We start from the raw sequence: 13,404 nt of genomic DNA, 5'->3' as shown, positions 1-13,404 counted from the left end.
ATCATATGTTTTAGTGAAAGATAAATATATTAAAGGAAAGGAGTATGCAAGGATTTCTGCTATCGCAGATTGCAATTCATCCCCCGCTTATAGAAGTGGAGGTATCCTTGCAATAAAAACGATGAAAATATTTGAACAGTACTGTTTCCAGGTGAGATTATCCAGTACTCTTTTATACCCACTTTCATATATATATCCATTTTTTTGATAAAGTCAATAGAGGCTGTAGAGGGTGAAAGGACTTCTACTACTAATGTAGGAACGCCCTGGTAGTTTTGTTCTCCTAGACCACTTTTATCGCAAATTACAGTTAAGTCAGGTTGAACTTTATGGGTCTTTTCTTCATCTTTTAGTACAACATCAAAAGGAGCAACAAAGTGTCTACACTCTTTCCCTTTAAAATAATTTCCAAATTCGGTTAAAAGATTTGTAACAACTATTTGGTGAATTACAGAAGGAGCAGCCAATAGATATATCTTACCATCTATAAGTTCCAAATTGTCCTGACTTTCTTTGTCTATTTCTAAAAATTCTTCATAGATAACTTCTTGTTGATTTGGTAGCATTTATACTCCCTGTCAAATAATAATAAAGTTTGGTGGAAACTGAGGAGTTTCAGGGCATATGCAACTCCTAAAACTTGACCAGTTAAGGCATATCCTACTTGCTTAGGCTATAAAAAATATATATTTAATTATTTATTTATTTGCTCTATGCCTTGGATTACCTTCAGTTTGCAGGTTTGACTACGATGCTCCGCATTTGGCTTTGCGGAGGCTTTGTAGGTCGCACCAAGCAAAAACCCCAGTAATACTCGCAAGACTTCTCTTGCAAATAATACCGGGGTTTTAACTAAACTTTATTATCATTCACTATTCTTTATTATCTTCCACCAATGTTTATTATGATAAGACACTGTAACCTATATTATTTACTATCCAATGCCTTCTTTAAGGTTTCCAATATAACAGGGCTACAACATTTACCTAGAGGGTTATTAAGTTCACATTGTCCATTTTTCATGGCTCCTGTTAATCTAATAATATCTTTCATATTTTTAGCATCATTATTTAAAACAGCATCTATAATCTGTTCTTCAGTTACGTCATTACAGTAACAAATATACTTAGGATTAGCCCTTTTTTTAAACCATACAGGAACCTTTACGTGCTTTTCATAAAAAGTATTTTTATTATTTGAACTATAATACACTACGTTGCAATTTTCATTTATACATACATAGTAATTTTCTTTATCAATAACTTTTTTAATAAGGTCTTCTAATACCAAATGCCTTACAGCTATATTTGGTACATTTTCTCCTACCTGATGACATAATGGACAACATTTCTTTTCTACCACTACACCAGTGGTATCTAGTAATGAACTTCAACAAGATTTACTTGTATATTTATTTTCATTCATTTTACCCCTCCTTATCTCTTACCATATAGAATCTATATATCCGTTTTTTTAACTTTGTACATGGTTGTTTTTTTATTTCTATACAATTTATCTATCATATTTACTAATAATGCTACTTAAATTGCGAATTGTTTCCTGTATAAAACTTTGGTCACTAATAATTTCAAATATCAATTTATTATCTTCATCATGCTTTTCAATGTAATCACCAAAGACAATTACATGTCCCAACTTATCAAATTTAATTATTAGTTCAAGATTTCTTTCATGGGTCATAAACCTGATTTCTCCCTTTAAGTTCCTCCAGCATTCTTTAAGCGAGATAAAGAAGTTATAAAGTTCCTTAGTATTAAGCCATAGTGCACCACATGCTCTATAATTACCTGATTTTATATCTATCTTCCCTATAACATCATATCCTCCAAATATGTTTATATCTTCAGCAGCATGAGATGTTTCTCCTATATCTATTGCAATATATCCATTATTTCCTCTAATTTCAAACCTATCCATATATATGTCTCCTATATCTATAAGAAATTAAATTATTCTATGTAAGAATAACATAGCAATTATACCAAAAATAGCACCCAATATACTTCCTAATGCAATTAACTTTCCGCTTCTTATGATAATTTCTTCAGTTTCTTTTTTTATTATTTCTGTGTCTCTTTGCTTATCTAACTCTTTAACTGCCTTTTTCAACTTCCTATATCCTATAAAAATAATACAATAAGAACAAAGAGATAGTATCACAAAAAATATCCTTAATTTATCTTTTAACTCCATATTCTTCAACCCTTAATATTTCCAATAATATTATCCAAGGAAATCAAATCTCCAACACCCCTAAATCTTTCCATATCATTATTTATATTATTTATATTATTTATATATATAGGTATCCCACCATATTGGCAATCAGGATGAAGGTTTTTTATATCCATTTTAATTTGATCCGTATCAGTATAATCCTTTTCATAATATTTTTTATAAATAGATTTACCATGTATAATATATTGCATAACTATTAACCTTGGGGTCTTAGAAATAGATATATATTTTTTATTATCTAGATTTAAATGAAAACACTGAAAATCCGATTGTATTTTTTTCACTCCGCATTGCATCAAAAATTCAATGACCATCTGTTTATCCACTTCTATATCCATGGCATCATCAGGGAAAACAATGGTTGCATTTTTTATTTTTAATTCTTTAATCTGACTTTTTATATCTTTAATATAGTTTTCCTTGTCTTGGTCAAATAAATGATAATAAGCCGGAATATTTGGTATGAATTGTTGAAGGGGAATTATATATTTTGAATAGTCATCTTCTTTTTTTATAATGAAATTATTATTACTAACTATTATATAAAATTTACTAGGTTTGAACATATCTACCTAATCACCTTTCTTATTCTTAACTATATTGTTGCTTTCTATCTAGTCTCTTTTATTTACATCTATCCTTTAGTAACCACGGCAATATAACCTCAAATTCTAACTGAATAACAGGCTGTGGAAATTTATCTGGTACAAGGTCTAACTCCTCACTAAATATAAAATTTACATTATCAATTTTTATGATATTTGAGTCATTCCACTTTTCTACATCTTCATTAGGCTTTTTAATGATTTCTCCCACTAAATGATAGAACCCCATATATAAATGATTATAATCATTCATTTCATACTGCATAAATTCTACCTCTTTTTGTGGATTTATTTCCAATGTCTTGTAAAAATCTAAAACTTCTTTTGAAAAACCTTCACAGCATTCTAAGTAATTTCTACAATATGCACAATCACAGCCTTCTTCAACTGTTATGGTATCATAATATTTTTTGTCCTTTTAACATTTATATCTATAACCCAATTAGATAAATATATTCTTTCCATCAAAATACCCCACTTTAAAATTCCCTTTAAATATCAAATTTCCCAAACACTAGAGACATTATACCCAATATCGTTATATACTGTAAATGTTAAGATGAAACTACACAAATATTAGAATCTCAAAGTACACAAAATTGTACATTTTTCTTGTATAATAATTCTATCATATAAAAGATAGGAGAGATATAATGCGGAAAGATGTGTCAAATCAAATAAAATTAATTAGAGAGGAGACTGATCTATTGAATAAAAGTGAGCTGGCAAGAAGATTTAATTGCGATAGAAGAACAGTAGATAGGTATTTAAATGAAACAGATTCTCAAACAAGAAAATCACGAGAAGTTAAAACTAAAGTTGATGATTTTAAAGAAGTAATTATTGATAAAGTAGATAATTGGGGTTCAAACTCAATGGCTGTATTTAAATTCATTGAAAAAAAGGGCTATGATGGTGGGTATCATACGGTAAATAATTTTATCAAAACCCATATAAAAACAGAAGTAAACAAGGCAAATATTAGGTTTGATACAAGTCCAGGGCTTCAAGCTCAAGTAGATTGGAAGGAAAGTGTTACGATGGTAAGTCGGCAAGGAGAAATATTTGATATAAATATTTTCTTAATAGTTCTAGGGTATTCTAGACTCAAATTTATCAAATTAACTACAGATAGGGTTCAAAAAACTTTGTTTGAATGCATCACAGAAAGCTTTAAATACTTTAATGGAGTTCCTAAAGAGCTTCTCTTTGATAATATGTCTACTGTTGTAGATCGAAGCAGGACAACCTTTAAAAATGTAAATATAAATCAAGATTTTAAATATTTTGCAATGGATGCTGGATTTGAAATAATTACCTGTAGACCCTACAGACCTAAAACTAAAGGTAAAGTTAAGACTTTAGCTAAACTAATAGATAGATTAACACCATTTAATGAAGAATTTGATACATTTGAAGAACTTAATAAAATAGTAGAAGATTTTAATTATGATATAAATAGAGAAATATCACAAGCAACTAATGAAATACCATTTATTAGATTTCTAAAAGAAAAAGAAATGAGTTTTAGAGATGAAAGAGCTTCAAAGATTCAAATATCTGTATCAGCTTTCCCATTTGAAAAAACATTTAAAGATTTTGATTTTGACTTTCAACCCTCTTTAAATAAAATTCAGATGATTGACTTTGAAAGTTTAAGATTCCTAGAAAACAAAGAAAATATATTGTTTTTTGGATCTTCAGGTGTTGGAAAGACTCATTTAGCTATAGCAATTGGAGTTGCTGCAGCTAAAAGGAGAAACATGGTATACTTCATTTCTTGTCATGATTTAATAATGCAGTTGAACAAGGCTCATGCCGAAAATAGGTTAGAAACTAAATTAAAACACTTTGCTAAATATAGACTTCTAATTATTGATGAGATTGGTTATTTACCTATTGATAAGCAAGGAGCAAATTTACTCTTTCAATTAATAAATAAAAGATATGAAAAGAATTCTACCATAATTACTACAAATCAACCATTTAGCAAGTGGGGAGAAGTGTTTTCAGATATAACGCTAGCTAATGCAATTCTGGATAGATTGATTCATCATTCAAGTATTATTAAAATTACAGGCCCTTCTTACAGACTAAAAGGTAAGGTAGATATGATGGAGTCTAAAAAAGCTAGCAATAACTAATTCTAATAAATGTACATTTTGGGGTTGACATTTACAATTTTATTATATTTTTTAGTTTAAATAAATTGTATAACACTTGAAAATGCTTGTCAACCAACCATATAGATATTTTTTTAATATATTTGTCAACTAAACTTTATTATAATTCTCACACGACTTTATTATAATTTTTCTAAAATCGCATTGATTTTTTTGATATACATATTGTATCTATGTCAAATAATAATAAAGTTTGGTGGAAACACAAAGTTTCATAGAACCCTGCAAAGCCTTGTACCAACTAGTCTACAACCTTATTTATATATTTATTTATTTTTATGAGTAATAATAAAGTTTGGTGGGAAATCACCCTATTTTCAGCCATTTACAAGTCAAAATAAGGAAATAAATCAATAAAAAATCATAATAAAGTTTGGTGGAAACTGAGGAGTTTCAGGGCATATGCAACTCCTAAAACTTGACCAGTTAAGGCATATCCTACTTGCTTAGGCTATAAAAAATATATATTTAATTATTTATTTATTTGCTCTATGCCTTGGATTACCTTCAGTTTGCAGGTTTGACTACGATGCTCCGCATTTGGCTTTGCGGAGGCTTTGTAGGTCGCACCAAGCAAAAACCCCAGTAATACTCGCAAGACTTCTCTTGCAAAAAATACCAGGGTTTTAACCAAACTTTATTATCATCCACTAATCTTTATTATATCTCACTAATGTTTATTATGATAAGACAACTCCCCCTATATCTATCAAAGTTCCCTTCTGTTTTCCATCGCCTTTGATAGTGTCACTTCATCAAAGTATTCGAGATCTCCTCCAACTGGGATTCCATGGGCTATTCTTGAAACCTTTACTCCAAGTGGCTTTATTAGTCTTGATATATAAAGTGCTGTGGCTTCTCCTTCTACTGTTGGATTTGTAGCTAGGATTACTTCTTTTACCTTACCATCTGCCAATCTGTTTAGCAGCTCTTTTACCTTTATATCATTTGGACCAATATTATCCATTGGAGATATGACTCCATGGAGTACATGGTATTCTCCTTTATATTCACGCGATCTTTCCATTGCTATTATATCCTTTGCACCTTCTACCACGCATATAATAGATTTGTCTCTATTTGCATTTTGACATAGTATGCAAGGATCTATATCTGTAAGGTTTTGACATACACTACAAAGCTTTATCTTTTCTTTTGCTTCAAGTATAGCTTCTGATATCTTCTGGGCTTCTAAATTTTCCATTTCAAGTATAAAAAACGCAAGCCTCTGAGCAGTTTTTCTACCTATTCCTGGTAATTTTGATAGTTGATCTATAAGGTTTGCTATAGGTACTGCATACTGCTGCATAAATTTTCCTCCATTAAAATAATCCTGGTATATTCATTCCACCAGTTAATTTACCCATTTCTTTTGCCATCATCTCTTCTGCTTTTCTAAGTGCTTCATTTACTGCGGCTAAAACTAAATCTTCTAACATCTCTACATCTTCTGGATCTACTACTGATTCATCTATATCTATGCTAAGTAATTCTTTTTTTCCATTTACTACGGCTTTGATAGCTCCTCCGCCAGCAGTTACTTCTATTTCTGTTTGTTCTAATTCTTTTTGTGTATCTTCCATTTGCTTTTGCATCTTTTGCATTTGTTTCATCATATTACCCATGTTTCCTCCGCCCATTCCTGGGAATTTACCTCTTGCCATTTTACATCTTCCTTTCTTATTCTATTTCTACTATATCTTCTCCAAAAAAGTCTATGACTTCTTTAATAGCATCTTCATCAGTTTTTTCTTTTTCTTTGGATTTATTTGATATTATACTTCCCAAAGAAAAATCTACTACTATATCTATATTAAAATACTTTGATATTATCTCTTCTACAAGCTGTTTATTGTCTTCTTTATTAACAGCTCCATGATGAAACCCAAACTCTTCATCATAGTTTATTTCAAGTTGATTATTTGAGAAACTATTTAGCTTTCCTTCTCTTATAAGTGCATACAAACTTACCTTTTTAACCTTTATCTCTTTTAAAACTATATCCCAATGGTTTGAGATGGTTTCAAGGTCTAAATCTATAAAGCTTTCACCCTCATGCTCTTCTTTTATGTTTTCTTTTTTAGGAGTTGCTACAGACTTTTCTCTAGGCTTTTCTACTACACTCTCTGTTTGAAGGTTTTCTCTTGTATTCTCTATTTTTACTTCTTTTCTAGGTACAAAACCTTCTTCAAGTCTTTTTATTCTCTCTAAGAGAGAGAGTTCTTCTTCTATATCTACCATCTTTATAATGGCTATTTCTAGTATAAGTCTTATCTCTCCAGACCATCTTCCCTTATTTTCTGCATCTATAAGTATATTTAATGATTTTAGTATAAACTCTATACTCATCTTTTCAGCCTGGGTCTTAAACTTTTCTATATTGTCTATATCTATTATAGTTTCAGGGTTTTTAGATGATTTTATTATCATCAAGTTTCTAAAGTGACTTATTAAATCTTTTACAAGTCTATTTAAATCTTTTCCACTTTGATTGATGGTTTCTAAAGAGTCAAGTGCATCTTCTAGTTTTTTATCCTTTATATTATCTATCATAGTAAATAGAATATCTGTATTTGCTATACCCAGTAAATCTAGTGCGTCACTATATTCTATTTTATTTTCTGAAAAAGAAATACATTGATCAAGCAAACTTAAAGCATCTCTCATAGCTCCATCTGAATTTCTAGCTATTAAGCTTAGAACTTCCCTATCTACTTCAATTGCAAGTTCACCCGTTATCTTTTCCATGTTTTCTACTATATCTGTAGATTGTATTCTTTTAAAGTCAAATCTTTGACATCTTGAAAGAATAGTTTGAGGGATTTTTTCTGGTTCTGTAGTTGCTAAGATAAATATTAGATGTTTTGGAGGTTCTTCTAGTGTCTTTAAAAGGGCATTAAATGCTGAGTTGCTAAGCATATGAACCTCGTCTATTATATATACTTTTTTCTTTATATTTGTAGGAGGGTATATTACTTTTTCCCTTAGTTCTCTAATATCATCTACTTTGTTGTTACTAGCAGCATCCATCTCTACTACATCTACAGTGGTTTCTTTCAATATTTCAACACAGTTTTTACATTTGTTACAAGGCTCACCATCTTGTGAATCTAAACAGTTTACAGCCCTTGAAAATATCTTTGCAGCAGATGTTTTTCCAGTTCCTCTCGTTCCAGAAAAGAGATAGGCATGACCTATGTTTTCATTTTTAATTTGATTTTTTAATGTTGTAGTTATATGATGTTGACCCAATAATTCATGAAAAGTCTTAGGTCTATATCGTCTATAAAGAGCTTGATACATTTTCTCACCTCTGTCTATATATTATATCAGATAAGCTCAAGTTTTACACTCATAAAAAGGATAAAGAAAAGACTCTATACTCTATTTAATAAATCCATAGGAAAGTAAATATCCTGCTATCAATCCTCCAAAATGAGCTGTTGCACTTATATTGGGAACTAAAAGGGTAATGGCTATATTTATTACTAATAATTGTAATATGCTTTTTTTACCTTCTGGAGTTACCATCTCTGGATGACGCCTTATTAGATATAAAAAAGCACCAAACATACCAAACAAGCTTCCAGATGCTCCTGCTGAAATTGTTTCATAACTAAAAATATAAGTTAATAAGTTTCCTCCAAGTCCTGTAAGAAGAAAAAACAATATATACTTTTTATGACCCATAACTCTTTCTATTTGAGTTCCAAATATATATAGTGCATATGAATTAAAGAACAGATGCATTATGCCTATATGGATAAATATAGAGCTTATAAGCCTATAGTATTGTCCATATTCTTTTACAAGTGGGGGAAATAGTGCTCCAAATCTCACAAGGGTTTCTACATCCGTAGTTCCACCATTTAATGTAATAACTACAAAGTAAACTAACATTATGGCTAAAAGAACTGAATTTACTGATGCCTTTTTTATATATTCTATAAGATTATCTTTTTTCATCTTTTCCTCCAATTAAATTAATGTTTTACTATCTATATTTTTATTATATCATATGATATTGCAATATATTAACAAAGCATTAAAATTTTACCTATTTGACATTTACTCTATTTTAAGCTATAATATACTTCTGTAAGTAACTATGGAGAAATGGCCGAGTGGTTGAAGGCGCTCGCCTGGAAAGCGGGTAAACGTGAAAGCGTTTCGAGGGTTCGAATCCCTCTTTCTCCGCCATTTAAAAAGTTTGCCGTACTAGATGGGGAGCTAGCGGCACCCTATAACCTGCAATCCGCTATAGCAGGATTGAATTCCCAATGGAGGTATCTCTATTGTGGGGTCTGCCCCAAGTAAGTGGCGTTGACGATTGGGTCTTACGCAACGAAAACTCATGAACCCCGTCAGATCCGGAAGGAAGCAGCGGTAAGTGAATCCTTTCGTGTGCCGTGAGGTCGCCTGGTCCGAGTTAACTGCTTGGGTAACGCCTGGAATAGGATATCGATATTGGGTGTACGGTTACATAAAAAAACGAGTGAAAGATTAATCTTTCACTCGTTTTTTATATCTCTAATATATATGTGATATAAACTTCTGCCATCTTTGATATGGAAGATAGTTTCACCTTTTCATCTCTCTGATGAGCCATTTTATCATCACCAGGACCTAATATTATAAATGGGATATCAGTATCAGGTATGATCTGTGAACCATCTGTATAGAAAAATAATCCCTTATAGTCAGTATCATAATTTAGAGTTTTAAAGATTTCTTTTATAGTTTTTATCAAATCATTATCTTTTGAAACTTCTAGTGCGGGTCTATTGTTTTTAACTTCTATATTTATTTTTAATTTTTCTATCTCTTTCATAAAATCATCGGCTATAGTTTTTGCTATTTGAAGTATCTCTTTATGATTGCATCCTGGTATAGTTCTTATATCTAAACTGGCACTGGCATTTGTAGGTATCACATTTGTACCTACTCCTCCCCAAAATTCATTTACAGAAATAGTTGTCTTACCGAGTAATTCGTGAGTCTCTTCTCTTTGTATCTTCTCTTTAAATTCCTCTATAAACTTATAAAGATATTCTATGGCATTTACACCTAAATCAGGCCTAGATCCATGGGCAGATAATCCTTCTACATTGATACCTAACCAAAGTGCTCCCTTTTCTGCTATTCCTAACTTTTCATCTGTAGGTTCTGGTATTATTATGCATTTAGAGTCTTCTAAAGCCTTAGTATCCTTTATAGATAATACACCCATACCTCTATATTCTTCATCTGCTGTAAAGCAAAATTTTACATTATAGCTTGGAGTGATATCATTTTCCAATATATAGAGTAATGTAAGTATGGTAGCAGTAACTCCACCTTTCATGTCAGCACTACCTCTGCCATACATAAAACCATCTTTAACTTTGCCATCAAAGGGTGGATAAATCCATTTATCGTAATCTTCCACGGGTACCGTATCTATATGACCTAAGAAAGAGATTGAACTTTCCTTTTCCTTCCCAGGAATAGTAATTATAAGGGAAGATCTATTTTTACCATGATTAATTTCTTTATAATCTATATCATAATCTTTAAAAATAGATAGTATATATTTGACTACATCAGATTCATTTCCATCTGGTTGAGTAGAGTTTATTTTTATTAAGTTTTTTAATATATCTTCTATCTTTTCTTCATTGACAAATTGTTTTATATTATTCATCTTTCCCTTCCTTTATAAATAATAATTGCACCTATATTTTATTTCATAACTGATATAGGTGCAATTATCATGTTGATTTTTTATATATGAATGTCTAATACTCCATCCTTTACATCTACTATTATAGTGTCTTTATCTTTTATTTCTCCACTGATAAGTTTTCTACCTATTTTTGTTTCAAGTTCTTTTTGTAAAAATCTTTTAACAGGTCTTGCACCATAGCTAATAGAGTAAGATTTATCTAATACATATTCTTTAGCTTCATGGGTAAAGTTTATTTGGATTTCTCTATCTTCTAATCTCTTTTGTATTTCACGAACTTGAATATCTATTATCTTAAAGATTTCATCTCTTAGTAATGGTTTAAACATTACTATTTCATCTACTCTATTTAAAAACTCTGGTCTAAAAAGGCTTCTCATTTCTTTTAAAACTTCTTCTTTAGCACTCTCCATTATATCGCCTTTAGAGTCTATTCCCTCCAAGAGATAGTGACTACCTATATTTGAAGTCATAATTATAACTGTGTTTTTAAAGTCTACCGTTCTACCCTTATTATCTGTTAGCCTTCCATCATCTAATACTTGAAGAAGTATATTAAATACATCAGGATGGGCTTTTTCTATCTCATCAAATAAAATTACAGAATAAGGTTTTCTTCTTACTGCCTCAGTAAGTTGTCCTCCCTCTTCGTATCCTATATATCCAGGAGGGGAACCTACTAGTCTTGATACTGTGTGTTTTTCCATATATTCACTCATATCAATTCTTATCATGTTTCTTTCATCATCAAAAAGTACTCTTGTCAGTGCCTTTGTAAGTTCGGTTTTACCAACTCCGGTAGGTCCTAAAAATATAAAGCTTCCTATAGGTCTATTTTCATCTTTCATTCCAGATCTAGCCCTTATAACTGCATCAACTACGGATTCAACTGCTTCATCTTGCCCTATTACTCTTTCGTGAAGAACTTTATCAAGACTTAAAAGTTTTTCTCTTTCTGATTCTACAAGCTTAGATAAAGGTATGCCTGTCCACTTAGATATAATCTCTGCTATCTCATCTTCGGTTACTTCTTCTTTTAGCATCTTATCTTCTGATTCGTCAGTCTGATTTGCCTTTTCTAGTTTATTTTCTAATTCTACTAGTGTTCCATATTTAAGTTGGGATAATCTTTCAAGGTCATATTTTCTTTCAGCATCTTCTATTTCTCTTTTTACTTTATCTATATCTTCTTTTATCTTTTTTACCCCACCTATACTCTTTTTCTCATCTTCCCATTTTGCTTTTAATCTATCTAGCTCTTCTTTTGAATCTGAAAGCTCTTTTTCTAGTTTTTCAAGTCTTTTCTTAGAAGCTTCATCAGTTTCTTTTTTTAGAGCTGCTCTTTCTATTTCTAGTTGTAGAACTCTTCTACGAACTTCATCTACCTCACTTGGCATTGAGTCTATCTCGGTTCTAAGCATAGCTGATGCCTCATCCATAAGGTCAATTGCTTTATCAGGAAGAAATCTATCACTTATATATCGGTCCGATAATGTAGCAGCTGCTATAACTGCTCCGTCAGATATCCTTATACCATGGTGGATTTCATACTTTTCTTTAAGTCCCCTTAAGATAGATATAGTATCTTCTACATTTGGTTCTCTTACAAGTACCTTTTGAAATCTTCTTTCAAACGCTGCATCTTTTTCCATATACATTCTATATTCATCTAAAGTTGTAGCCCCTATAGTACGAAGCTCTCCTCTTGCAAGCATAGGTTTTAGTAGATTTGATGCATCCATAGAACCTTCTGATTTACCAGCACCTACTATATTGTGAATTTCGTCTATAAAGAGGATTATTTTTCCATCTGATTTTTTTATCTCTTCTAATACTGCCTTTAATCTTTCCTCAAACTCACCTTTATACTTTGCCCCTGCAAGAAGTGCACCTATATCTAGTGAAAATATAGTCTTATCTTTAAGACCTTCTGGGACATCTCCATTTACTATTCTTTGAGCTAATCCTTCTACTATTGCAGTTTTACCGACTCCCGGTTCTCCAATTAGTACTGGGTTGTTTTTAGTTCTTCGACTTAGTATTCTTATGGCACTTCGTATCTCACTGTCCCTTCCAATTACAGGGTCCATAGATCCTTTTTTTACCTCTTCTACCATATTTACTCCAAAACGTGTTAGAGCTTCGTAAGTTGACTCTGGACTATCTGTAGTTATAGTTTGATTGCCTCTTATACTTTTTAAGCTTTCCAAAAATCTTTGCATGCTTATATTGTATTTCTGAAATATCTTTTCTGAACGAGTTCCTTTTTCTTTTAAAAGAGAAATATATATATGCTCCACGCCTATATATTCATCTCCAAATTTTTTCATTTCTGTTTCTGCATCTTGAAGAAGTCTTGTATAGGTTCTACTAGGATAGATGGAACCTCCTTGTTGCTTTGGAAGCTTTTCTATTTCTCTTAAAACTTCAGCTTTTATCATGCTTACATTTTCATTCATAAAAGAAAGTACTCTTGGAATTAGTCCTTCTTTGTCATCCATCAAGCTATAGTGAATATGGATTTCATCTACTTGAGGATTGCCATATTCTGTAGCTAAATTTTGAGAAGCTTGAATAGCTTCAATACTCTTTTGTGTAAATTTGTTTAAATCCATAAATTCATCTTCCTTTC

Annotated in this window: 13 protein-coding genes, 1 tRNA gene and 1 other RNA gene; 3 read left to right on the top strand and 12 right to left on the bottom strand. The window is 31.1% G+C overall.

The features are described from left to right. Window positions 1–59: 59 nt before the first annotated feature. The 6 genes from TICRE_RS02880 to TICRE_RS02855 form a co-directional block, all read right to left on the bottom strand. The gene (locus TICRE_RS02880; RefSeq protein ID WP_075724938.1) at window positions 60–566 is read right to left on the bottom strand and encodes a Uma2 family endonuclease; all 507 of its coding nucleotides are present in this window, start codon (window positions 564–566) and stop codon (window positions 60–62) included. A 361-nt stretch (window positions 567–927) separates the two neighbouring features. Continuing rightward, window positions 928–1,362, bottom strand: a complete 435-nt coding sequence (locus TICRE_RS02875; RefSeq protein ID WP_075724936.1) for a Csac_0668 family 2Fe-2S cluster-binding (seleno)protein — start codon at window positions 1,360–1,362, stop codon at window positions 928–930. A 150-nt stretch (window positions 1,363–1,512) separates the two neighbouring features. Beyond that, entirely contained in the window at window positions 1,513–1,938 is a 426-nt protein-coding gene (locus TICRE_RS02870) for a WapI family immunity protein (RefSeq protein ID WP_075724934.1), read from the bottom strand. A gap of 27 nt (window positions 1,939–1,965) precedes the next feature. After that, entirely contained in the window at window positions 1,966–2,214 is a 249-nt protein-coding gene (locus TICRE_RS02865) for a hypothetical protein (RefSeq protein ID WP_075724932.1), read from the bottom strand. A gap of 5 nt (window positions 2,215–2,219) precedes the next feature. Further along, window positions 2,220–2,825 (bottom strand): hypothetical protein, encoded by a 606-nt coding sequence (locus tag TICRE_RS02860; RefSeq protein ID WP_075724930.1) that lies wholly within the window; start codon window positions 2,823–2,825, stop codon window positions 2,220–2,222. Between the two features lie 58 nt (window positions 2,826–2,883). Then, entirely contained in the window at window positions 2,884–3,129 is a 246-nt protein-coding gene (locus TICRE_RS02855) for a hypothetical protein (protein ID WP_075724927.1), read from the bottom strand. Window positions 3,130–3,571: 442 nt separating this feature from the next. Between TICRE_RS02855 and istB the strand changes: the two genes are divergently transcribed. Then, a complete protein-coding gene (gene istB, locus TICRE_RS13725; RefSeq protein ID WP_143583026.1) occupies window positions 3,572–5,008 on the top strand; it encodes an IS21-like element helper ATPase IstB in 1,437 nt (478 codons plus the stop codon). A gap of 748 nt (window positions 5,009–5,756) precedes the next feature. Here istB and recR read toward each other — a convergent pair. The 4 genes from recR to TICRE_RS02825 form a co-directional block, all read right to left on the bottom strand. Next, window positions 5,757–6,356, bottom strand: coding sequence for a recombination mediator RecR (recR, locus tag TICRE_RS02840; protein WP_075724926.1), 600 nt, complete (start codon window positions 6,354–6,356; stop codon window positions 5,757–5,759). Window positions 6,357–6,369: 13 nt separating this feature from the next. Then, a complete protein-coding gene (locus TICRE_RS02835; RefSeq protein ID WP_075724924.1) occupies window positions 6,370–6,711 on the bottom strand; it encodes a YbaB/EbfC family nucleoid-associated protein in 342 nt (113 codons plus the stop codon). A 16-nt stretch (window positions 6,712–6,727) separates the two neighbouring features. Then, entirely contained in the window at window positions 6,728–8,350 is a 1,623-nt protein-coding gene (dnaX, locus tag TICRE_RS02830) for a DNA polymerase III subunit gamma/tau (RefSeq protein ID WP_075724922.1), read from the bottom strand. A gap of 81 nt (window positions 8,351–8,431) precedes the next feature. Continuing rightward, entirely contained in the window at window positions 8,432–9,013 is a 582-nt protein-coding gene (locus tag TICRE_RS02825) for a rhomboid family intramembrane serine protease (RefSeq protein WP_075724920.1), read from the bottom strand. 144 nt (window positions 9,014–9,157) lie between these two features. Here TICRE_RS02825 and TICRE_RS02820 point away from each other — a divergent pair. Continuing rightward, window positions 9,158–9,247 (top strand) — tRNA-Ser (locus TICRE_RS02820). 13 nt (window positions 9,248–9,260) lie between these two features. Further along, window positions 9,261–9,526, top strand: an RNA gene (gene ffs / locus TICRE_RS02815) — signal recognition particle sRNA large type. A gap of 43 nt (window positions 9,527–9,569) precedes the next feature. On the opposite strand, the gene TICRE_RS02810 is transcribed toward ffs, so the two are convergent. Both TICRE_RS02810 and clpB read right to left on the bottom strand, forming a co-directional pair. Beyond that, window positions 9,570–10,730, bottom strand: a complete 1,161-nt coding sequence (locus TICRE_RS02810; protein WP_075724918.1) for a M20 family metallopeptidase — start codon at window positions 10,728–10,730, stop codon at window positions 9,570–9,572. A gap of 80 nt (window positions 10,731–10,810) precedes the next feature. Then, window positions 10,811–13,387, bottom strand: coding sequence for an ATP-dependent chaperone ClpB (clpB, locus tag TICRE_RS02805; RefSeq protein WP_075724916.1), 2,577 nt, complete (start codon window positions 13,385–13,387; stop codon window positions 10,811–10,813). Window positions 13,388–13,404 lie beyond the last annotated feature (17 nt).

Origin of the sequence: Tissierella creatinophila DSM 6911, from assembly GCF_001940565.1 — a bacterium.
In the GTDB taxonomy this organism is placed as follows: domain Bacteria; phylum Bacillota; class Clostridia; order Tissierellales; family Tissierellaceae; genus Tissierella_A; species Tissierella_A creatinophila.
Note: the sequence above shows the minus strand (reverse complement) of the source record. Positions and strands in the feature narration are given on the sequence as shown.

Excerpts from the sequence above, each read along its gene's own strand:
- TICRE_RS02880 (WP_075724938.1), bottom strand. The coding sequence starts at position 566 with ATGCTACCAAATCAACAAGAAGTTATCTATGAAGAATTTTTAGAAATA.
- TICRE_RS02870 (WP_075724934.1), bottom strand. The coding sequence starts at position 1,938 with ATGGATAGGTTTGAAATTAGAGGAAATAATGGATATATTGCAATAGAT.
- TICRE_RS02865 (WP_075724932.1), bottom strand. The coding sequence starts at position 2,214 with ATGGAGTTAAAAGATAAATTAAGGATATTTTTTGTGATACTATCTCTT.
- TICRE_RS02860 (WP_075724930.1), bottom strand. The coding sequence starts at position 2,825 with ATGTTCAAACCTAGTAAATTTTATATAATAGTTAGTAATAATAATTTC.
- TICRE_RS02855 (WP_075724927.1), bottom strand. The coding sequence starts at position 3,129 with ATGCAGTATGAAATGAATGATTATAATCATTTATATATGGGGTTCTAT.
- recR (WP_075724926.1), bottom strand. The coding sequence starts at position 6,356 with ATGCAGCAGTATGCAGTACCTATAGCAAACCTTATAGATCAACTATCA.
- TICRE_RS02835 (WP_075724924.1), bottom strand. The coding sequence starts at position 6,711 with ATGGCAAGAGGTAAATTCCCAGGAATGGGCGGAGGAAACATGGGTAAT.
- dnaX (WP_075724922.1), bottom strand. The coding sequence starts at position 8,350 with ATGTATCAAGCTCTTTATAGACGATATAGACCTAAGACTTTTCATGAA.
- TICRE_RS02825 (WP_075724920.1), bottom strand. The coding sequence starts at position 9,013 with ATGAAAAAAGATAATCTTATAGAATATATAAAAAAGGCATCAGTAAAT.
- TICRE_RS02810 (WP_075724918.1), bottom strand. The coding sequence starts at position 10,730 with ATGAATAATATAAAACAATTTGTCAATGAAGAAAAGATAGAAGATATA.
- clpB (WP_075724916.1), bottom strand. The coding sequence starts at position 13,387 with ATGGATTTAAACAAATTTACACAAAAGAGTATTGAAGCTATTCAAGCT.